Annotated in this window: 9 protein-coding genes and 2 rRNA genes; 8 read left to right on the top strand and 3 right to left on the bottom strand. The window is 42.3% G+C overall.

The window, feature by feature from the left end; translation table 11 throughout:
- The first annotated feature begins 111 nt into the window (after positions 1–111).
- From CQZ96_RS13490 to CQZ96_RS13480, 3 genes are all read left to right on the top strand, one after another.
- A 23S ribosomal RNA gene (locus tag CQZ96_RS13490) occupies positions 112–3,002 on the top strand.
- Positions 3,003–3,169: 167 nt separating this feature from the next.
- Positions 3,170–3,284, top strand: a 5S ribosomal RNA gene (rrf, locus tag CQZ96_RS13485).
- 259 nt (positions 3,285–3,543) lie between these two features.
- The gene (locus CQZ96_RS13480; protein ID WP_105714792.1) at positions 3,544–3,876 is read left to right on the top strand and encodes a hypothetical protein; all 333 of its coding nucleotides are present in this window, start codon (positions 3,544–3,546) and stop codon (positions 3,874–3,876) included.
- A gap of 266 nt (positions 3,877–4,142) precedes the next feature.
- On the opposite strand, the gene CQZ96_RS13475 is transcribed toward CQZ96_RS13480, so the two are convergent.
- Positions 4,143–4,841 carry a TIGR04219 family outer membrane beta-barrel protein gene (locus CQZ96_RS13475; protein ID WP_105714791.1) on the bottom strand — a complete coding sequence of 233 codons (699 nt, stop codon included), beginning with the start codon at positions 4,839–4,841 and terminating at the stop codon, positions 4,143–4,145.
- A gap of 137 nt (positions 4,842–4,978) precedes the next feature.
- Between CQZ96_RS13475 and CQZ96_RS13470 the strand changes: the two genes are divergently transcribed.
- The 4 genes from CQZ96_RS13470 to CQZ96_RS13455 all read left to right on the top strand — a co-directional run bounded on the left by CQZ96_RS13470 (position 4,979) and on the right by CQZ96_RS13455 (position 9,018).
- Positions 4,979–6,427 carry an aldehyde dehydrogenase family protein gene (locus CQZ96_RS13470; RefSeq protein ID WP_105714790.1) on the top strand — a complete coding sequence of 483 codons (1,449 nt, stop codon included), beginning with the start codon at positions 4,979–4,981 and terminating at the stop codon, positions 6,425–6,427.
- 61 nt (positions 6,428–6,488) lie between these two features.
- Positions 6,489–7,076: a DUF1287 domain-containing protein gene (locus CQZ96_RS13465; protein ID WP_105714789.1), complete on the top strand. Its 588-nt coding sequence runs from the start codon at positions 6,489–6,491 to the stop codon at positions 7,074–7,076.
- A 309-nt stretch (positions 7,077–7,385) separates the two neighbouring features.
- Positions 7,386–8,864, top strand: a complete 1,479-nt coding sequence (locus CQZ96_RS13460; RefSeq protein ID WP_105714788.1) for a sodium-dependent transporter — start codon at positions 7,386–7,388, stop codon at positions 8,862–8,864.
- 10 nt (positions 8,865–8,874) lie between these two features.
- Positions 8,875–9,018, top strand: coding sequence for a methionine/alanine import family NSS transporter small subunit (locus CQZ96_RS13455; protein WP_004718897.1), 144 nt, complete (start codon positions 8,875–8,877; stop codon positions 9,016–9,018).
- Between the two features lie 51 nt (positions 9,019–9,069).
- Here the strand turns inward: CQZ96_RS13455 and rsmB are convergent, their stop codons facing one another.
- Together rsmB and fmt are read right to left on the bottom strand one after the other, a co-directional pair.
- Positions 9,070–10,377, bottom strand: a complete 1,308-nt coding sequence (gene rsmB / locus CQZ96_RS13450) for a 16S rRNA (cytosine(967)-C(5))-methyltransferase RsmB (protein ID WP_105714787.1) — start codon at positions 10,375–10,377, stop codon at positions 9,070–9,072.
- A complete protein-coding gene (gene fmt, locus CQZ96_RS13445) occupies positions 10,374–11,333 on the bottom strand; it encodes a methionyl-tRNA formyltransferase (protein ID WP_105714786.1) in 960 nt (319 codons plus the stop codon). Before fmt ends, rsmB begins: the two co-directional genes overlap by 4 nt.
- 740 nt (positions 11,334–12,073) lie before the next feature.
- On the opposite strand from fmt, the gene CQZ96_RS13440 reads away from it, so the two are divergent.
- Complete coding sequence (locus tag CQZ96_RS13440) at positions 12,074–24,079, top strand: ESPR-type extended signal peptide-containing protein (RefSeq protein WP_178283380.1); 12,006 nt, start codon at positions 12,074–12,076, stop codon at positions 24,077–24,079.
- The last annotated feature ends 33 nt before the right edge of the window (positions 24,080–24,112 follow it).

Below are 24,112 nucleotides of genomic sequence, written 5' to 3'. Positions count from 1 at the left end.
TGAATTAAATTGAAGCTGTATAGTGATTAAATTCACAGGCAACAAATAGAAGTGATTAAGTTCACATTGTTGATCCTCCTTGTAGGGATTAACGACTGTTTGGGGTTGTATAGTCAAGTAATTAAGTGCATGTGGTGGATGCCTTGGCAGTCAGAGGCGATGAAAGACGTAATAGCCTGCGATAAGCTTCGGGGAGGCGGCAAATATCCTGTGATCCGGAGATTTCTGAATGGGGAAACCCACTTACCATAAGGTAGGTATCGCATGATGAATACATAGTCATGCGAGGCGAACGAGGGGAAGTGAAACATCTCAGTACCCTTAGGAAAAGAAATCAATTGAGATTCCCTCAGTAGCGGCGAGCGAACGGGGATCAGCCCATTAAGTTATATGTGTTTTAGCGGAAAGCTCTGGGAAGTGCTACCGTAGAGGGTGATAGTCCCGTACACGAAAGGGCACATATAATGATGACGAGTAGGGCGAGGCACGTGAAACCTTGTCTGAATATGGGGGGACCATCCTCCAAGGCTAAATACTCCTGACTGACCGATAGTGAACCAGTACCGTGAGGGAAAGGCGAAAAGAACCCCTGTGAGGGGAGTGAAATAGATCCTGAAACCGCATGCATACAAGCAGTGGGAGCCGACTTGTTCGGTGACTGCGTACCTTTTGTATAATGGGTCAGCGACTTATATTCAGTAGCAAGGTTAACCGCATAGGGGAGCCGTAGAGAAATCGAGTCTTAATAGGGCGTTTAGTTGCTGGGTATAGACCCGAAACCGGGTGATCTATCCATGAGCAGGTTGAAGGTTGGGTAACACTAACTGGAGGACCGAACCCACTGTCGTTGAAAAGCCAGGGGATGACTTGTGGATAGGGGTGAAAGGCTAATCAAACTCGGTGATAGCTGGTTCTCCCCGAAAGCTATTTAGGTAGCGCCTCGGACGAATACCATAGGGGGTAGAGCACTGTTTCGGCTAGGGGGTCATCCCGACTTACCAAACCGATGCAAACTCCGAATACCTATGAGTACTATCCGGGAGACAGACTGCGGGTGCTAACGTCCGTAGTCAAGAGGAAAACAATCCAGACCGCCAGCTAAGGCCCCCAAATTATAGTTAAGTGGGAAACGATGTGGGAAGGCATAGACAGCTAGGAGGTTGGCTTAGAAGCAGCCACCCTTTAAAGAAAGCGTAATAGCTCACTAGTCGAGTCGGCCTGCGCGGAAGATGTAACGGGGCTAAAACTATATGCCGAAGCTGCGGATGTATACTATGTATACGTGGTAGGGGAGCGTTCTGTAAGCCGATGAAGGTGTATTGAGAAGTATGCTGGAGGTATCAGAAGTGCGAATGCTGACGTGAGTAACGACAAAACGGGTGAAAAACCCGTTCGCTGAAAGACCAAGGGTTCCAGTCCAACGTTAATCGGGGCTGGGTGAGTCGACCCCTAAGGCGAGGCCGAGAGGCGTAGTCGATGGGAAATTGGTTAATATTCCAATACTTCTGTGTAATGCGATGAGAGGACGGAGAAAGTTAAGTCAGCCTGGCGTTGGTTGTCCAGGTGAAAGGCAGTAGGCATGCATCTTAGGCAAATCCGGGGTGCTCTATGCTGAGAGCTGATAGCAAGCTAGTTTACTAGCGAAGTGGCTGATACTATGCTTCCAGGAAAAGTCTCTAAGCTTCAGTTACACAGGAATCGTACCCTAAACCGACACAGGTGGTCAGGTCGAGTAGACCAAAGCGCTTGAGAGAACTCTGCTGAAGGAACTAGGCAAAATGGTACCGTAACTTCGGGAGAAGGTACGCTGCTGACGGTGATAGGACTTGCTCCTTGAGCTATTGGCAGCCACAGAAACCAGGCCCCTGCAACTGTTTATTAAAAACATAGCACTCTGCAAACACGAAAGTGGACGTATAGGGTGTGATGCCTGCCCGGTGCTGGAAGGTTAATTGATGGGGTTAGCGTAAGCGAAGCTCTTGATCGAAGCCCCAGTAAACGGCGGCCGTAACTATAACGGTCCTAAGGTAGCGAAATTCCTTGTCGGGTAAGTTCCGACCTGCACGAATGGCATAATGATGGGGGCGCTGTCTCCAGCAGAGGCTCAGTGAAATCGAAATCGCCGTGAAGATGCGGTGTACCCGCGGCTAGACGGAAAGACCCCGTGAACCTTTACTGCAGCTTGACATTGAACTTTGATCTTACTTGTGTAGGATAGGTGGGAGGCTTTGAAGTAGTGACGCCAGTTGCTATGGAGCCATCCTTGAAATACCACCCTGGTAATATTGAGGTTCTAACTCTGTCCCGTTATCCGGGACGAGGACCATGTCTGGTGGGTAGTTTGACTGGGGCGGTCTCCTCCTAAAGAGTAACGGAGGAGTACGAAGGTGCGCTCAGCGTGGTCGGAAATCACGCGTAGAGTATAAAGGCAAAAGCGCGCTTAACTGCGAGACCCACAAGTCGAGCAGGTACGAAAGTAGGTCTTAGTGATCCGGTGGTTCTGTATGGAAGGGCCATCGCTCAACGGATAAAAGGTACTCTGGGGATAACAGGCTGATACCGCCCAAGAGTTCATATCGACGGCGGTGTTTGGCACCTCGATGTCGGCTCATCTCATCCTGGGGCTGAAGCAGGTCCCAAGGGTATGGCTGTTCGCCATTTAAAGAGGTACGCGAGCTGGGTTTAGAACGTCGTGAGACAGTTCGGTCCCTATCTACCGTGGGCGTTGGAAATTTGAGAGGATCTGCTCCTAGTACGAGAGGACCAGAGTGGACGAACCTCTGGTGTACCGGTTGTGACGCCAGTCGCATCGCCGGGTAGCTATGTTCGGAAGGGATAACCGCTGAAAGCATCTAAGCGGGAAGCCTACCTCAAGATAAGATTTCCCTAGGACTTTATGTCCTCTAAAGAGCCGTTGAAGACTACGACGTTGATAGGTTGGATGTGGAAGTGCGGTGACGCATGAAGCTGACCAATACTAATTGCTCGTGAGGCTTGACTATACAACACCCAAGCAGTTGTATATGAAGCATCATTTGATTCATAAAAGATCAAACATACTTGATTTAGTTGAAAAGCTAGTTACAATACCCAACTCAAATGTTCTGTTAAACTCATTTGGTACGAAGTAAGGCATTTAAATAAGACCCGAACAAGTCCATAACAGTTTGCTGGCGACAATAGCAAGAGTGAACCACCTGATCCCTTCCCGAACTCAGAAGTGAAACCTCTTAGCGCTGATGGTAGTGTGGGGTTACCCATGTGAGAGTAAGTCATCGCCAGCTTTTAAATCTAAAACACCCCGGTCTTTAACGAGAGCGGGGTGTTTTTTTATGCACGGTGTTTATAGCGAAATGAAGAGATCTATTTATATTGAGAAAATTGATCACTGATTAAGCTTATGTATTGATGAAACTGAACTTATTTTCTGTATTCCTCATCATGATCATCATTGAAGTAAGGGATATAGAAAGAGTCGAGCTATTGAACCAGTCGTTTCTTTATGTTAAAAATTAAAGTATTACGATAAAAACAGTTAATAATATGTTGATTTTCCAATTTTTCTTTACAGATTATGCTGGTGAAGAGGTTTTACCCACTCATAATCAGTATGCATCTATCGATGAAATCATAGACCTAATGCAATCTGTGTTAATCAGGTCAGAAAACTTTTTAGGGATCGTTGATAAAAATGATCGTACTTTACAGTTTATCGTCAATGATGATTATTCATTAGATGCAGATATTCCTGTTCCTGATCAAAAAGGCTCTTATACAAAAACAATAAGTTTGCATGAAGCGGTTAAACTGGTTCAAAAACAAACTGAACTGATTCAAATTGATGCTATTGAAGGAATGGCTTTTATGAAGTGGTAAGTTTTTTACTTTAATTGTTTTAGTCTATTCAAAATAAAAAAACCTCAGACATCCATGCCTGAGGTTTTTTGTATTGGTTCTGAGGTATAACTCCTGTCGTACCTTTCGCTATCCTGCGTTATCGTCCTATCTTATTCTTGTTTTTAATGGAAACTTCCTGTTTCCTAATGTGTTTATAATATTAAAATTTAGCTGTTCTGCCTATACGCATAAATCGGCAGACCATGTAAGAAAAAGCTTACATGATCATAAACGGATATTTTCTATTAAAAATGGGCATTTAAACCAATATAAGGCCCTTTAAAATCTAATTTATATTTGATGTCATCTTTATCAGCATCAATACTCATATAGCGATATCCTACTTTAGCACCAAGGTCTAAAAGTAAACTTTGCACAAAATTATATTGAAGTTCTGCTTGTACATCTGTCAGTGTTGCATCTCCATCACTACCAACGATAATTTCTCCTTTGGTACTTAAACCTGTAAATGGGAGCTTCCCACCGATAGAGGCATAAGCAATAGGTAAATTACCAGACATCGTATAATCCATAGATTGAATTGCATCATATTGTTTAAAATCACCATTAATATTTGCTAAGCCTAAACCAATGTCTGCACTAACAATATTATCGAGTATTTCATAGTATAAAATATAATCAGTATTAGTAAGGTCAATTGTATTTGAGCTAAATGCACCATCATTATTGTTAGTTGAGCTATCTAAATTGGTGTATTTAATTTTTACATTCGGTAAAAGAGGAACAGGATGTTCAAAAGCAATCGAAGCTTGAATGCCATTATCACGATCAATATCATTATTACCATTTAGTGGCTTAGTATTTTCAATTTTTCCATTGTAAGACCAGTAATTCACATCACCTTTTAAACCAATAAAATCAGCTTGAGCAAATGAACTTAGACCTAATGCAGCGATAAATAAGGGTAATTGAATAGATTTCATATGTCCTTCTTGATGAAATAATTTTTCATCCTATATTTTTGTTACTTAAATACATTTCAATACTGTATTAACAGAAGGCATGATATAGGGGTTTATCAAATTTTGCATTATTAAAAAGATTAAATCGAGGGTGTAGGATGAGTGATTCTATTGATCAAGCAGTGATTGAATTCCCACTTTATGTCGCCAATAAAGCGGTTAAATCAGGACAATGGCTTGAAGTTCATGATAAATTTTCGGGGAAAATTTATGCAAAAGTGGCTTTAGCGGATGCAAAAATTTTAGAAAAAGCCATCAGCGCAGCCGTGAAAGCTGAGAAAGAAATGGCTGCTTTAAAGCCATTTCAGAAGCAAAAAATACTGTTACATTGTGTTCAGCGCTTTAAAGAGCTTCGTGAAGAATTAACCCAAATTTTAATTATCGAAGGTGGAAAGCCTAAACTTGCAGCAGCAGCTGAGGTTGAAAGGCTGATAAATACTTTCCAGCTAGCGGCAGATGCAGTCTCCACAATCAATGATGGTCATTTAATGCCTTTGGCTGTAACCGCTGCGGCTTCTGCATATCGGGGAATGGTACAACATGTGCCGATTGGTGCAGTGTCTCTGATCAGTCCGTTTAATTTTCCTTTGAATTTAACAGCACATAAAATTGCACCAGCAATTGCAGCGGGTTGTCCATTTGTATTAAAGCCAGCAAGTTTGACACCAATTTCCGCATTAAAAATCGCAGAAATTTTGGCTGAAACAGATTTACCAAAAGGCGCATTTTCAATTTTGCCTTGTCCACGAGAACATGCTGATGTGTTAGTGACGGATGATCGCTTTAAGCTGCTCAGCTTTACAGGTTCTGATCAAGTGGGTTGGGATATGAAAGCACGTGCTGGTCGTAAAAAAGTAACCCTCGAATTGGGTGGTAATGCAGCTGTTTTAATTGAACCTGATACAGAAATAAGTGATGCATTGATTGATCGAGTGATTGGTGGTGCATATGGGCATGCGGGGCAGGTGTGTATTAGTGTGCAACGAATTTTAGTCCATGCTGATATTTATATAGAATTTAGAAAAAAAATCTTAGCAAAATTGAAAAAAGTATCTGCTGCAGATCCACATGTAGAAACCACGATAGTGGGCCCAATGATCAAGGAGGCAGAAGCGATTCGTTTAAAAAAATGGGTAGATAAAGCGGAGAAAAAGGGTGCGAAAATCTTAATTGGTGGCACTTTAAAAGGCGTTTTATTCGAGCCAACTTTGCTTGAAAATGTCGATGAATCTCTTGAAATTTATCAAAATGAAGCATTTGGCCCTGTGGCAATTTTAGAAAAATATAAAACATTTGAGAAAGGTATCGAACTGATTAACCAAGGTCGCTTTGGTTTACAAGCTGGTGTATATACTCAAAATCTCAATAAGATGCTTTATGCATGGGATCATCTACATGTAGGCGGGGTAATTATCAATGATATACCCACCTTCAGAGTTGATAATATGCCATATGGTGGCGTGAAAGATTCGGGTTTAGGTCGTGAGGGGATCCAGTCTGCAATTGGTGATATGCAGGAAGAGCGCTTACTTGTGATCAAACAATAAGTTAATATTCTAAGGGGCTACGGCTCCTTATTTCTTTGAATTTTATATATAGAGTTAATAAATGATAATAAAATTTTTCAATTCATTATTTTTAATAGTTTTGCTTTGCTTACAGAGTGTGCAAATTTGGGCATTTCAATCTGAAAAATTGGTAAATGATGCACGTTCTCAGATCTGGAAAACTCTTTATTATGATCCTGCTTATACTCAATTGTCCTATCCAATGGGTGATGTTCCATTGATCAAAGGCGTATGCACAGACGTGGTTATTCGCGCCTTACGCCATCAAGGTATAGATCTGCAACAACGTATTCATGAAGATATGAAAGCCAATTTTAAAAAATATCCACAAAAATGGGGTTTAAAAGCAACCGATCGAAATATTGATCATCGACGGGTTCCAAATATCATGACCTATTTTCAGCGTCAAGGTTATCAAGTGAATGATCAAAAGTATCAAGCAGGTGATATCGTGGCATGGGATTTAGGTAAAGGTTTAACCCACATTGGTATCATTTCAAATAAAACCACAATGTTATCAAAAACACCTTTGGTTATTCATAACATTGGTTCTGGAACACGTGAAAATGATATTTTGCATGAATATAAAATCATTGGGCATTATCGACTACCCAAGAGGGTCAATTAGAAATAGGCAATTCCAAGCAAAATAGCTAAAAATTAACCATGTGTGACGAAAAGTAAAAAAAACATGGGAAAATGGACACAAATTACAGAAAAAGCGCTGCAAAACGAGTATTGTTACAACATTAAACAGTAATTTTGTTGATGCACTTTAACCGAGAAGTTTGCAAAGTTACTGGTTTGGAATAATAACAAAGGACCCAAAAGGTGCTGTTTTATTCAAACAACAAAATTTAAAATTGGTACTTCTTTTGCTCGCAGATCACAATGAAAAAAAGCAGCATTTGAGGACATCTACAGAATTAGGTGTTTTATGACAGAATCTCGTGAAAACTGGACATCACGATCAGGTTTTATTATCGCAGCTGTTGGATCGGCTGTCGGTTTAGGTAATATTTGGCGCTTTCCTTACATTGCTTATGAAAACGGTGGTGGCGCTTTTTTAATTCCATATTTAATTGCACTTATTACGGCAGGTTTGCCACTGTTATTTTTAGACTATGCGACAGGGCATAAAAGTAATTCTTCACCTCCTAAAGCCTATCGTGCTTTATTTAAAGGGGGTGAAACTTTAGGTTGGTGGCAAGTCTGTGTCTGTATCATTATTGGTTTGTATTATGCCAGCGTACTGACATGGGCTGGCAGTTATGTTTATTTTTCTGTAGGTCAATTGTGGGGAAGTGATCCTGAAAACTTCTTCTTCAATACCTATTTACAAACTTCAAAATCAACAAATTTTGATTTTCAGTTTGTTGGTCATTTATTTTGGCCAATTGTGGGAATTTGGGCATTAACACTGATCATCTTATTTGGTGGTGTGAAAAAAGGGGTTGAATTATCCAATAAAATTTTCATGCCTCTACTGTTTATTCTGTTTACTATTCTTGTTATTCAAGCTTTGCGTTTACCAGGAGCGGTCCAAGGTTTAAATGCTTTCTTTACACCGAACTGGGCTGCAATGTGGGATTATAAAGTATGGCTTGCAGCATTTGGTCATACGTTCTTTTCACTCTCTGTTGGCTTTGGGATCATGGTGACTTATGCCTCGTATCTTAAACCAAAAACCAATTTAACAGGCTCGGGCCTCATTGTTGGTTTTGCCAATGCGTCTACTGAAATCCTTGCAGGTATTGGTATCTTCGCGGCACTGGGCTTTATGGCATTTTCAGCTGGAAAACCTGTAGACCAAGTAGTCAGTGGTGGTATCGGCTTGGCATTTATTGCTTTCCCTAAAATCATTTCTAGTTTAGGGACTGGTGCGGATTTATTCGGTTTACTGTTCTTCTCTTCTTTATTTGTTGCGGGTATTTCTTCAATGGTGAGTATCCTTGAAGTGCCGATTGCAGCGATGCAAGATAAGTTAAAATGGGGACGTAAAAAAGCCGTAAGCATCATTGGCGGTGGTAGTGCACTGGTTTCAATTTTCTTATTCTCTAGCGTGAACTCGATTAAACTGGTGGATATCGTCGATCACTTTATCAATAACATTGGGATTATTGGTGGTGCATTATTGTCAATTATTTCGATAGCATGGTTTAAACGTTCGGCATTGATGGAGTTACGAGATCATGTGAATCGTATTTCAACCGTGCAACTTGGTAAAGGTTGGGATTTCACTTTAACTGTAATCACATCTTTAATTTTGCTGGTCACTTTAACTATGACAGTTTTTAGCTTGATTAAAAATGGATACGATACCTATAGTTCAAGTATGTTGATGTTCTTTGGTTGGGGCAGTGTGATTTTCTGTGCTGTTATTGCTTTAGTCCTTAGCAAAATGAAAGATCGATAGGAGCGTCAAAATGAATACTTCTGCAATCGTGATGATGATTATTTCAATGGTATTTTTATGGGGTGGGTTGATTTTATCGATCCTACATTTGATGAAAAATCCTGAAGAACTGGATGAAGTTCTGGAAGAAGTAAAAGATCACCATACGCTTTAAACTTGAGTCAAAAAAAAGCAGGCGAATTAGCCTGCTTTTTTAATGCATTTTTTAAGCCGTTTTATGAATTCGGCAATAATAGAAACCATCACCATGATGCGCTTCAGGCAACAATTGACGACCATGAATTTGTTCTATTCCCCAGTTTGCGTCAATCTTGATTTCTTCAGCATCTGCATGCTCAGCAAAAAACTCGACCATCTGCTGTTCATTTTCAACTTTCAGAATTGAGCAGGTAATATAAAGTAATGTTCCACCAACTTTAAGCTGCTGCCACATATGCTTTAAAATTTGCGTTTGCAGATCGACCACTTGCTGAATATCTGTAGATTGACGCAATAAGCGGATATCAGGATGACGACGCATAACACCAATAGCAGAACATGGTGCATCCAATACGATGCAATCGACCAACTCTTTAGGCACCCATGTTGTAGCATCTGCTGTGATGATTTCAACTGTTGCATCAACATTTAATTCAAGGCGTTCCAAGTTTTCTGAAACACGCAATAATCGTTTAGCATCATGATCAAGCGCAATTAATTTTTTAGGATTGAAGCGCTCTAAGATATGAGCTGCTTTACCACCCGGTGCTGCACAAGCATCGATAATGACTCTGTCATCTAAGTTGGGTAACAGTGTTGCACACAATTGAGCATGTTCATCTTGAACAGAGAACCCGCCTTCTTCAAAGCCTGGTAAATGAGTAATATTGCCCGTTTGTTCCAGAACAATACCAACATCTGAAAGTGTACAAGGACGAGCATCGATCTGTTCTTCATCTAAAATATCAAGATATTCATCACGACTAATTTGACGTTCATTGACACGAAGTGTTAGTGGAGCGACTTGTTTTAAGTTTTGACAGATTTCAGGGAGTCGATCAGCCCAATCTTTTTTAAGTCGTTTGAACAGCCAACTTGGTAAACCATGGGTATTATTCAAAGCCGTTTGAAACTCAGTTGTTTCACGTGAAACACGACGAAGGATGGCATTGACCAAACCACTCATCGGTTCAAAACCTAATTGCTTCGCTGCGTTTACAGTTTCTGAAATCGCCGCATGTGCAGGAATACGGGTGCATAAAATCTGGTATAAACCCAAATATAAGCAACTTTCTAGTGCTTCATTGTCTAACGGTTTTGTGAGCAAGGGTAAGGTAATTGCTTTTAAAGAATACCACTGACGTAAACAGCCCAAAGTAAGCTCATGGTATAAACCACGATCACGTTCAGAAACAATATTGATATGTTGGTTTAAAACGGAAGCCAAAGACTGTCCATTTTGAACAGCTAAAAGTGTTTTAACCACTTGTGCGCGCAAATTCAAATTTTTTGCAGATGATTGAATTTGGCTCATGCGAATATATTTCCTACTGAAAGTTTATGGCTTTGTATAATTTGTACAGGGTTAATGGCTTTACCACCTGGCCATTGTAGGCTAGTCAGACAAATCACACCATCTCCACACAGCACATGTACACCTTGTTTGTTCATTTCAATAATCGTTCCGGGTGCTTCGCCATTGGCTGTAAGGTCTGAAATTTGAGAATTCCATACACGTAAATTATTGCTTTCATCTATTGGTGTAAAGGCGACTGGCCAAGGATTGAATGCCCGAATATTGCGATCAAGTTCAACTGCTGATTTAGTCCAATCAATTTGCGCTTCAGCTTTTGTGAGTTTATGTGCATATACCGTAAATTGTTCATCTTGCACTTCACGTGCATCTAAATATTGTTGTAATTTTTGTTCTGACTCTAATACCACGCAAATTGCTTCAGCGCCTTGAATCGCAAGTTTGTCATATAAAGTCGCTGAGGTTTCTTCTACTGTGATTGGGCACACTGTTTTAAAGATCATATCACCTGTATCTAGTCCAGCCGCCATTTTCATGATTGTTACTCCGGTTTCAGTGTCACCTGTTGCAATGGCACGCTGAATCGGAGCGGCACCACGCCAACGTGGTAGCAAAGAACCATGAATATTTAAACAACCATAGCGCGGTGTATCTAATACGGCTTGAGGCAAAATTAAACCATAAGCCGCAACCACCATTACATCTGCGCCCAAAGCTGCTAATTCTTGTTGAGCCGCTAAGCCTTCGTCTGTCGATGCTTTGAAATGAAGTGGTTGATAGACGGGTAAGTTGTTTGCGAGCGCAAGTTGTTTCACGGCTGAAGCTGTCATTTTTTGTCCACGACCTGATTTGCGGTCGGGTTGAGTATACACAGCGACGATTTCGTGATCAGTTTCAATGAGTGCTGCTAAAGCAGAAGCTGCAAATTCGGGTGTACCTGCAAAAATGATCTTCAAAGGTTATGCTCAGATTAAATTTTAAATTGAATTATAGCAAACCTGATTATGCGGTGGCGTTTTCAAATGAAAATACGGGTTTTTCTATGTAAAAAATAAAATACGATCAATTGTATATTTTGTTCAGATCATCTATCTGCTTTGAAAACAGTCAGCAGATGCCTTTTACAATACCCTTAAAATTCGCGTAAGTCTAAATTAACCAATATCCATTTTTAAAATAAATATCACTTTTTAAAATAAAATTTTTCACTTTAAATTGATAGAAACAGATCTTATTTTTAACTTAATCTAAATAAACAGATGGTTTAGAAATTGAAACTGGAGTTATTGTGACAAATTTCGCAGTAAAAAATTGTTAACTGAATAAGCATAGGCAGTTAATCGGAATTTAACAATTTGTCAAATGTAAACTAAGTCTCACATTATTTTGATAAATGTGACAAATTTTGTCACATGCTCAATTTAAGAACAATATGTATTTAATAAATCTTAATGTTTTTTGATTGATATATAAATTGCTGATTTATAGGTATAAAATTTATAAAATGTGTGATTATTTTGCTTTTTATTTAAAAGTTTAGACCATGTGTTTAAAAAAACAAAATAAGTGAAATATATCTCAATTTTTCTATTGCTTTAAATGTATGTAAATTGTTAAATAAAAAAAATTGTACATTTTATATGCATTATTGATGCGAAATCAGCGGCTGTAATGCACCTCCTAAAGGAAAAGTAATATGAATAAGATCTACAAAGTGATTTGGAATGCGACTTTGTCGGCATGGGTTGCAGTTTCTGAATTGGCAAAAGGGAAAACCAAGTCATCTAAAGTAACGGGAATTGTCGGGGCAGCAACAGTTAGCTTGATGATCACTTTTTCATCTGATGTAACTGCGAATGTTATAAACACAGATTCAAATAATTGTATAACTGGCTCTAATGGGATTGTCGGTACTATAAATCCTGGAACGACTGGTGGCCAGGCAACGGATGGTTCTGGTACATACTCTACTGTTGCTGGTTGTAATGCTAAAGGTAATGGTCTTTCGGCTGTAACTGCATATGGAGCGTTTTCAGAAGTTACAGGTAATGCAGGAACAGCTATCGGTCATAATAGCCAAGCCAATGCTTTTGGCACGGCTGTGGGTGTAGAGAGTCGAGCAACAGGAGTAGGTAGTACTGCACTTGGTGAAGGCAGCCAGTCAACAGGACAAAATGCTGTAGCATTAGGTGGAACGGCTACAGGTACTGCTAATGGAAATGTTTTATCAGTTGCTAATGCAGTTACCGCTTCTGCTAGTGGCGCCGTTGCTATTGGTGGTAATGCGGTTAAAGGTGCGCAGTCTGCTGGAACTGATGCTGTTGCAATAGGTGCACAGTCTGCAGTCTCAACGGCAGGAACAGGTGCAGTTGCTTTAGGTGCAAGAACGAATGCAACTGCGAGTGGCGCTGTTGCTATAGGTGATGGGGCAAATGCATCTATTGCTGGTAGTACAGCACTGGGAGCAAGTACGACAACATCAGCATCCGTAAACAGCACCGCTCAAACGATTAATGGTAAATCTTACACTGCAACGGGTACAGCGAGCACAGGTGTTGTGAGCGTTGGTTCAAGTACAATAAAAAGACAAATACAAAATGTCGCAGCGGGTCAGGTTACAGCATCTAGTACAGATGCAATTAACGGTAGCCAATTATTTAATACTAATACTGAGTTGGCTAAGGTAGCAGCAGATACAGCGACGGCTTTAGGCGGTGGGGCTGCAGCAGGTACAGCGGCAGGTGGTATTACTGCTCCAAGTTATACAATCACCAAAACAGATGCATCAACAACAACAGTTAATAATGTTGGTGCTGCATTGAGTGCATTAAATGCTGAAGTGGTTAAACCAATTACATTTTCTGGTAATACTGGTTCAACGACAAATAAGCTAGGAAGTACTGTAACGATTAGTGGTGTTGGCTCAACAGCAGGAACATACAGCGGCAATAATGTTAAGACGGCAGTAACAGGATCAGTTCTTAGTGTTCAAATAGCGGATGCTCCTAACTTTGCAGGAACAGTGACCTCTACAGGTTTACAAGTAAATGGTGCAAGTGCTATTACAGGAAATAGTACGATAGGTGGGACTCAGACTGTTACAGGTATAAGCAATTTAAATGGTGGGGCAAATCTTAATAGTAAACAGATCACAGGTCTTGCCAGTGGTGGTACGACATCAACCAATGCAGCGAATATTGGAGATGTGACTACAGCCGCAGCCGCAGCGAAGACTGTAGTACAACAAGGTAAAAATACGACTGTTAGTAAAACTGTAGATGCCACAAATAAAAATGATATTTATACTGTAGACGCTGATTCATCAAGCGTGACATCAACCGCAGGTGCATTAACTGTTACTAAAGGTACAAAAGATGCAAATAACAATACAGTATATGATGTAGACCTTGCAGCAGCGACCAAAACAGACATTGCTAAAGGTGTTGCAGCGAAAGCAGCCGTTGATAATACGGGCTTAACCTTTAAGGGTGATACCGCAGCGACAAGCACTGCTAAGAAATTAGGTGATACGGTTTCCATTACTGGTGACACGAACATTAGTACAGTCGCGACAGCGAATGGTGTACAAGTTAAGTTAAATCCAAACTTAGATTTAGGCGCAGCTGGTAGCGTTAAAACGGGTAATACCACTATTAACAATGCAGGTGTTACAGCAGATCAGGTTGCAGTTGGTGGAGTTGTTATCAATAAAACAACAGGTATTAATGCCGGCGGGTTAGCGATTACCAATGTTGCTGCGCCAACAAACAATACAGATGCAGCCAATAAAAAATATGTAGATGATGCTGGTTCAACATTGACAAACTTGGGCTTTGGTTTAAAAGCGCAAGACGGCACGACTGTTAACAAGAAGTTAGGTGAAGCAGTTGATATTGTAGGTTCAAACAGCAATATCTCGACTAAAGTAAATGCAGGTAAAGTCGAAGTTGCGTTATCGAATGCATTGGATTTAGGCACAGCTGGTAGTGTCACTACAGGTGCAACTGTTATTAATAATGCAGGGATTACTGCAAATAAAGTAACAGTCAACAATGCTCCAACAGCAGGTACAGATGCGACCAACAAAACCTATGTTGACTCTAAAGCTGCGGCATCAAAAACTGAAGTTGCAGGTGGAAGCAATATCGCAGATGTCGTAAAAACTACAGGTGCAAATGGTCAAGATGTTTACACCGTTAATGCCAATGGTACAACTGCATCAGCAGGTTCATCAGCTGTCACAGTGACTGCAGGAACTAAAGATGCAAACAATGTTACTGACTATAAAGTAGATCTTGCAGCAGCGACTAAAACAGACATTGCTAAAGGTGTTGCAGCGAAAGCGGCAGTTGATAATACGGGCTTAACCTTTAAAGGTGATACCGCAGCGACGAGTACTACGAAGAAATTAGGTGATACGGTTTCCATCACTGGTGACACGAATATTAGTACAATTGCAACTACTGATGGCGTACAGGTTAAGTTAAATCCAAACTTAGACTTAGGCACAGCTGGTAGTGTCACTACAGGTAATTCTAAGTTAGATAACAGTGGATTGACGATTACAGGTGGTCCAAGCGTTACGAGTGCAGGTATTAATGCTGGTGGTAAGGCAATTACCAATGTTGCTGCGCCAACAAACAATACAGATGCAGCCAATAAAAAGTATGTAGATGATGCTGGTTCAACATTGACGAACTTGGGCTTTGGTTTAAAAGCACAGGACGGCACGACTGTTAACAAGAAGTTAGGTGAAGCAGTTGATATTGTAGGTTCAAACAGCAATATCTCGACTAAAGTAAATGCAGGTAAAGTCGAAGTTGCGTTATCGAATGCATTGGATTTAGGCACAGCTGGTAGTGTCACTACAGGTGCAACTGTTATTAACAATGCAGGGATTACTGCAAATAAAGTAACAGTCAACAATGCTCCAACAGCAGGTACAGATGCGACCAACAAAACCTATGTTGACTCTAAAGCTGCGGCATCAAAAACTGAAGTTGCAGGTGGAAGCAATATCGCAGATGTCGTAAAAACTACAGGTGCAAATGGTCAAGATGTTTACACCGTTAATGCCAATGGTACAACTGCATCAGCAGGTTCATCAGCTGTCACAGTGACTGCAGGAACTAAAGATGCAAACAATGTTACTGACTATAAAGTAGATCTTGCAGCAGCGACTAAAACAGACATTGCTAAAGGTGTTGCAGCGAAAGCGGCAGTTGATAATACGGGCTTAACCTTTAAAGGTGATACCGCAGCGACGAGTACTACGAAGAAATTAGGTGATACGGTTTCCATCACTGGTGACACGAATATTAGTACAGTTGCGACTACTGATGGCGTACAGGTTAAGTTAAATCCAAACTTAGACTTAGGCACAGCTGGTAGTGTCACTACAGGTAATTCTAAGTTAGATAACAGTGGATTGACGATTACAGGTGGTCCAAGCGTTACGAGTGCAGGTATTAATGCTGGTGGTAAGGCAATTACCAATGTTGCTGCGCCAACAAACAATACAGATGCAGCCAATAAAAAGTATGTAGATGATGCTGGTTCAACATTGACGAACTTGGGCTTTGGTTTAAAAGCACAGGACGGCACGACTGTTAACAAGAAGTTAGGTGAAGCAGTTGATATTGTAGGTTCAAACAGCAATATCTCGACTAAAGTAAATGCAGGTAAAGTCGAAGTTGCGTTATCGAATGCATTGGATTTAGGCACAGCTGGTAGTGTCACTACAGGTGCAACTGTTATTAACAATGCAGGGATTACTGCAAATAAAGTAACAGTCAACAATGCTCCAACAGCAGGTACAGATGCGACCAACAAAACCTATGTTGACTCTAAAGCTGCGGCATCAAAAACTGAAGTTGCAGGTGGAAGCAATATCGCAGATGTCGTAAAAACTACAGGTGCAAATGGTCAAGATGTTTACACCGTTAATGCCAATGGTACAACTGCATCAGCAGGTTCATCAGCTGTCACAGTGACTGCAGGAACTAAAGATGCAAACAATGTTACTGACTATAAAGTAGATCTTGCAGCAGCGACTAAAACAGACATTGCTAAAGGTGTTGCAGCGAAAGCGGCAGTTGATAATACGGGCTTAACCTTTAAAGGTGATACCGCAGCGACGAGTACTACGAAGAAATTAGGTGATACGGTTTCCATCACTGGTGACACGAATATTAGTACAGTTGCGACTACTGATGGCGTACAAGTTAAGTTAAATCCAAACTTAGACTTAGGCGCAGCTGGCAGTGTCATTACAGGCAATAGCAAGTTAGATAACAGTGGGTTGACGATTACAGGTGGTCCAAGTGTTACGAGCAGCGGTATTAATGCAGCAAACAAAAATATCAGTAATGTTGCTGATGCAACTACAGATGATCAAGCGGTCAACAAAGGTCAGTTGGATGCAGCGACTACAGCGTCAAGCAGCAAGACTGATACCTTGGGTAATAGCACTGCAACCAACTTGGGCGGTGGATCAAAATATGACAACAGCACAGGTGCAATCAGCGCGCCAAGCTATGTCACTACAAAAACTGATGGCACGACCACAACAGCGAACAACGTGGGTGATGCATTAACGAACCTCAACACTGAAGTGGTTAAACCAGTGACCTTCACGGGTAACAGTGGCACAGTTGATCGTAAACTTGGAGAGACACTGAACATTACCGGTGGCTTAACAGGCGCAGGTTCGAACAGCAACATCAAGACAGTGATCACTGGCAATACGCTAGATATCCAGTTGGCGGATGCACCAGTATTTGCCGGCAAAGTGACAGCAAATGGTTTAGATGCGAATGGCAACAAAGTTGAGAACGTAGCGGATGCGACAGCAGCAAGCGATGCGGTCAACAAAGGTCAGTTGGATGCAGCGACTACAGCATCAAGCAGTAAGACCGATACCTTGGGTAATAGCACTGCAACCAACTTGGGCGGTGGATCAAAATATGACAACAGCACAGGTGCAATCAGCGCGCCAAGCTATGTCACTACAAAAACTGATGGCACGACCACAACAGCGAACAACGTGGGTGATGCATTAACGAACCTCAACACTGAAGTGGTTAAACCAGTGACCTTCACGGGTAACAGTGGCACAGTTGATCGTAAACTTGGAGAGACGCTGAACATTACCGGTGGCTTAACAGGCGCAGGTTCGAACAGCAACATCAAGACAGTGATCACTGGCAATACGCTAGATATCCAGTTGGCAGACGCACCAGTATTTGCAGGCAAAGTGACAGCAAATGGTTTAGATGCGAATGGCAACAAAGTTGAGAACGTAGCGGATGCGACAGCAGCAAGCGATGCGGTCAACAAAGGTCAGTTGGATGCAGCGACTACAGCATCAAGCAGTAAGACCGATACCTTGGGTAATAGCACTGCAACCAACTTGGGCGGTGGATCAAAATATGACAACAGCACAGGTGCAATCAGCGCGCCAAGCTATGTCACTACAAAAACTGATGGCACGACCACAACAGCGAACAACGTGGGTGATGCATTAACGAACCTCAACACTGAAGTGGTTAAACCAGTGACCTTCACGGGTAACAGTGGCACAGTTGATCGTAAACTTGGAGAGACGCTGAACATTACCGGTGGCTTAACAGGCGCAGGTTCGAACAGCAACATCAAGACAGTGATCACTGGCAATACGCTAGATATCCAGTTGGCAGACGCACCAGTATTTGCAGGCAAAGTGACAGCAAATGGTTTAGATGCGAATGGCAACAAAGTTGAGAACGTAGCGGATGCGACAGCAGCAAGCGATGCGGTCAACAAAGGTCAGTTGGATGCAGCGACTACAGCATCAAGCAGTAAGACCGATACCTTGGGTAATAGCACTGCAACCAACTTGGGCGGTGGATCAAAATATGACAACAGCACAGGTGCAATCAGCGCGCCAAGCTATGTCACTACAAAAACTGATGGCACGACCACAACAGCGAACAACGTGGGTGATGCATTAACGAACCTCAACACTGAAGTGGTTAAACCAGTGACCTTCACGGGTAACAGTGGCACAGTTGATCGTAAACTTGGAGAGACGCTGAACATTACCGGTGGCTTAACAGGCGCAGGTTCGAACAGCAACATCAAGACAGTGATCACTGGCAATACGCTAGATATCCAGTTGGCAGACGCACCAGTATTTGCAGGCAAAGTGACAGCAAATGGTTTAGATGCGAATGGCAACAAAGTTGAGAACGTAGCGGATGCGACAGCAGCAAGCGATGCGGTCAACAAAGGTCAGTTGGATGCAGCGACTACAGCATCAAGCAGTAAGACCGATACCTTGGGTAATAGCACTGCAACCAACTTGGGCGGTGGATCAAAATATGACAACAGCACAGGTGCAATCAGCGCGCCAAGCTATGTCACTACAAAAACTGATGGCACGACCACAACAGCGAACAACGTGGGTGATGCATTAACGAACCTCAACACTGAAGTGGTTAAACCAGTGACCTTCACGGGTAACAGTGGCACAGTTGATCGTAAACTTGGAGAGACGCTGAACATTACCGGTGGCTTAACAGGCGCAGGTTCGAACAGCAACATCAAGACAGTGATCACTGGCAATACGCTAGATATCCAGTTGGCAGACGCACCAGTATTTGCAGGCAAAGTGACAGCAAATGGTTTAGATGCGAATGGCAACAAAGTTGAGAACGTAGCGGATGCGACAGCAGCAAGCGATGCGGTCAACAAAGGTCAGTTGGATGCAGCGACTACAGCATCAAGCAGTAAGACCGATACCTTGGGTAATAGCACTGCAACCAACTTGGGCGGTGGATCAAAATATGACAACAGCACAGGTGCAATCAGCGCGCCAAGCTATGTCACTACAAAAACTGATGGCACGACCACAACAGCGAACAACGTGGGTGATGCATTAACGAACCTCAACACTGAAGTGGTTAAACCAGTGACCTTCACGGGTAACAGTGGCACAGTTGATCGTAAACTTGGAGAGACGCTGAACATTACCGGTGGCTTAACAGGCGCAGGTTCGAACAGCAACATCAAGACAGTGATCACTGGCAATACGCTAGATATCCAGTTGGCAGACGCACCAGTATTTGCAGGCAAAGTGACAGCAAATGGTTTAGATGCGAATGGCAACAAAGTTGAGAACGTAGCGGATGCGACAGCAGCAAGCGATGCGGTCAACAAAGGTCAGTTGGATGCAGCGACTACAGCATCAAGCAGTAAGACCGATACCTTGGGTAATAGCACTGCAACCAACTTGGGCGGTGGATCAAAATATGACAACAGCACAGGTGCAATCAGCGCGCCAAGCTATGTCACTACAAAAACTGATGGCACGACCACAACAGCGAACAACGTGGGTGATGCATTAACGAACCTCAACACTGAAGTGGTTAAACCAGTGACCTTCACGGGTAACAGTGGCACAGTTGATCGTAAACTTGGAGAGACGCTGAACATTACCGGTGGCTTAACAGGCGCAGGTTCGAACAGCAACATCAAGACAGTGATCACTGGCAATACGCTAGATATCCAGTTGGCAGACGCACCAGTATTTGCAGGCAAAGTGACAGCAAATGGTTTAGATGCGAATGGCAACAAAGTTGAGAACGTAGCGGATGCGACAGCAGCAAGCGATGCGGTCAACAAAGGTCAGTTGGATGCAGCGACTACAGCATCAAGCAGTAAGACCGATACCTTGGGTAATAGCACTGCAACCAACTTGGGCGGTGGATCAAAATATGACAACAGCACAGGTGCAATCAGCGCGCCAAGCTATGTCACTACAAAAACTGATGGCACGACCACAACAGCGAACAACGTGGGTGATGCATTAACGAACCTCAACACTGAAGTGGTTAAACCAGTGACCTTCACGGGTAACAGTGGCACAGTTGATCGTAAACTTGGAGAGACGCTGAACATTACCGGTGGCTTAACAGGCGCAGGTTCGAACAGCAACATCAAGACAGTGATCACTGGCAATACGCTAGATATCCAGTTGGCAGACGCACCAGTATTTGCAGGCAAAGTGACAGCAAATGGTTTAGATGCGAATGGCAACAAAGTTGAGAACGTAGCGGATGCGACAGCAGCAAGCGATGCGGTCAACAAAGGTCAGTTGGATGCAGCGACTACAGCGTCAAGCAGTAAGACCGATACCTTGGGTAATAGCACTGCAACCAACTTGGGCGGTGGATCAAAATATGACAACAGCACAGGTGCAATCAGCGCGCCAAGCTATGTCACTACAAAAACTGATGGCACGACCACAACAGCGAACAACGTGGGTGATGCATTAACGAACCTCAATACTGAAGTGGTTAAACCAGTGACCTTCACGGGTAACAGTGGCACAGTTGATCGTAAACTTGGAGAGACGCTGAACATTACCGGTGGCTTAACAGGCGCAGGTTCGAACAGCAACATCAAGACAGTGATCACTGGCAATACGCTAGATATCCAGTTGGCAGACGCACCAGTATTTGCAGGCAAAGTGACAGCAAATGGTTTAGATGCGAATGGCAACAAAGTTGAAAATGTAGCAGATGCGACAGCAGCAAGCGATGCGGTCAACAAAGGTCAGTTAGATAGCTTAAGTACAGGTCTTACTAATACTGGCTTTGGCTTAAAAGCAGCAGATGGCAATACAGTTAACAAGAAGTTAGGTGAAGCGGTTGAAGTTGTCGGTGCAGATAGCAACATCACTACGAAGGTTGCAAATGGTCAAGTTGCGATTGAGTTAAATAAAAACCTCAATAATTTAACTGGCATTACAGTGAACGATGGAATCAATGGTACAAATGGTTCTACTGTGATCGGTAAAGATGGTATCTCAGTTAAAGATGGTTCAGGCAATACGATTGTAGGTTTAGATAACACAGCGTTGACGGTTAAAGATGGTAGTGGCAACACAGAAACTAGCATCAACAAAGCAATCAATACTCTCAATGCATCGCAAGGTGAAACTGATAAGTTTGCCGTGAAGTACGACAAGAATGCTGATGGTAGTGCAAACTATGACAACGTAACCCTTGCAGGTACAGGTGGAACCACGATCACCAACGTTAAAGCAGGCGCTATTAACGCAACATCAACTGATGCGATCAACGGTAGTCAATTGTACGATGTTGGTAATAGTCTGAAAAATGCAATTGGCGGTTTGACCACGAGAGATGCAACGACTGGTATCATTACGACAAGCAACATTGGTGGCACGGGTTCAAACACAATTGATGGTGCAATCAACAGCATTAAAGATTCAGCAACCAAAGCGAAGAGCACAGTTACGGCTGGAGACAATGTTGTTGTGACTGCTGGTACCAATGCAGATGGTTCAAGTAACTATCAAGTTGCAACAGCGAAAGACGTAAACTTCGACAAAGTGACTGTAGGTAATGTTGTTGTTAATAAGGCAAGTGACACAATTGAAGGATTGAGTAATAAAGATCTTACAGCGAGTGATTTTGCGACTAAAGGTAGAGCAGCGACTGAAGAACAATTGAAGCAAGCTGTCACGAAAAACATCACTGAAGTTGTGGATGGTAATGGCAACAAAGTGAATATTATTGATCAAGTTGTAAATACAAAACCTGACAATAAGAACCAAGATTCATTGTTCTTAACCTATGATAAGCAAGGTCAGGAGACCACAGATCGTTTGACGATTGGTCAAACAGTGCAGAAGATGAATACCGATGGTATTAAGTTCTTCCATACCAATGCCGATATGTCGAAAGGTGATTTGGGAACAACTAATGACTCAAGTGCGGGTGGTTTAAACTCTACAGCGATTGGTGTAAATGCAATTGTTGCAAGTGGCGCGGATAGTTCAGTTGCTTTAGGTCACAATACAAAAGCTGTAGGCAAACAATCCATTGCAATTGGTTATGGTGCTGAAGCATTAGGTACTCAATCAATTAGTATTGGTTCGGGCAATAAAGTGAAAGGTAACCATTCTGGTGCCATTGGTGACCCGACCATTGTGGATGGTGCGAACAGTTATTCTGTGGGTAATAATAACCAAGTGCTTACAGATGATACTTTTGTACTTGGAAACAATGTGACCAAAACAGTTGCTGGTTCAGTTGTGTTAGGTAATGGCTCAGCGGCGACGACTGGTGCAGGTGTTACAGGTTATGCGTTGTCAGTTGCAACAAGTGCAGACAAAACAGCAATTAGCAATACAACATCAACAACTGGTGCAGTAGCAGTTGGTGATGCGGCAAGCGGTATTTATCGTCAAATTACTGGTGTTGCAGCGGGTAGCGCAGATGCTGATGCTGTAAACGTAGCGCAGTTAAAAGCTGTTGGAAACCAAGTTGTTACCACTCAAAACGCACTTGTAAATGGTTTGGGCGGTAATGCGAAAGTCAATGCTGACGGCACCATTACAGGACCAACCTATAATGTTGCACAAGGTAATCAGTCGAATGTTGGAGATGCTTTAACAGCATTGGATAAAGCCATTGGCTCTGCAGCAACAACATCTAAAACGACTGTTTCTAATGGTCAGAATATTGTTGTGAATAAGAGCAAAAATGCTGATGGTTCAGACAACTATGAAGTATCAACAGCAAAAGATTTAACAGTTGATTCTGTGAAAGCAGGTGATACGGTTCTCAATAATACTGGAATCTCAATTGGTAATAATGCGGTTGTGATAAACAACACAGGATTAACCATTGCCGGTGGACCAAGTGTAACGGTGGCAGGTATTAACGCGGGTAATAAAACAATTACCAACGTGGCAAATGCTGTAAATGCTACAGATGCAGTTAATAAAGGGCAGTTAGATAGCGCAATTGGTACTGTGAATAACAATGTCAATGAGCTAGCTAATAATGCTGTTAAATATGACGATGCATCAAAAGATAAGATCACACTTGGTGGTGGTGCAAATGGCACAACCATTAGCAATGTAAAAGATGGTGCAGTCACTCAAGGGTCTAAAGATGCTGTAAATGGTGGTCAATTATGGAATGTTCAGCAACAAGTTGATCAAAACTCAACGGATATCAGCAATATCAAAAATGATATTAACAATGGTAGTGTCGGCTTAGTTCAACAAGCAGGTCAGGATGCAACAGTTACAGTTGCGAAAGATACTGGTGGTACCAGTGTGAGTGTGGCGGGTAAAGATGGTAACCGTGTTGTGACAGGTGTTAAAGATGGGGCAGTGAATGCAACATCAAAAGATGCAGTCAACGGTAGCCAATTGAATACCACCAACCAAGCAGTTGTGAATTATCTTGGTGGCGGTGCAGGCTATGACAATATTACGGGTAGCTTCACTGCACCTACTTACAATGTAGGTGATTCTAAGTATAACAATGTCGGTGGTGCAATCGATGCATTGAACCAAGCGGATCAAGCATTGAATAGCAAAATTGACAATGTCAGCAACAAGTTAGACAACGCTTTCCGTATTACCAATAACCGGATTGATGATGTTGAGAAAAAAGCCAATGCGGGTATTGCAGCAGCAATGGCACTTGAATCAGCACCATATATTCCAGGTAAGTATACCTATGCTGCAGGTGCGGCATACCATGGTGGTGAGAATGCGGTAGGTGTGACCTTACGTAAAACTGCAGACAATGGACGTTGGTCGATTACAGGTGGTGTTGCGGCAGCATCTCAAGGCGACCCAAGTGTTCGTATTGGTATCAGTGGTGTAATTGACTAATCACGAGACGAGGAAGATCGAACGGTCTTCCTT

Origin of the sequence: Acinetobacter sp. MYb10 (assembly GCF_002980175.2) — a bacterium.
In the GTDB taxonomy this organism is placed as follows: Bacteria; Pseudomonadota; Gammaproteobacteria; order Pseudomonadales; family Moraxellaceae; genus Acinetobacter; species Acinetobacter guillouiae.
The sequence above is the reverse complement of the archived record's forward strand: the minus strand, read 5'-3'. Positions and strand labels throughout refer to the sequence as shown.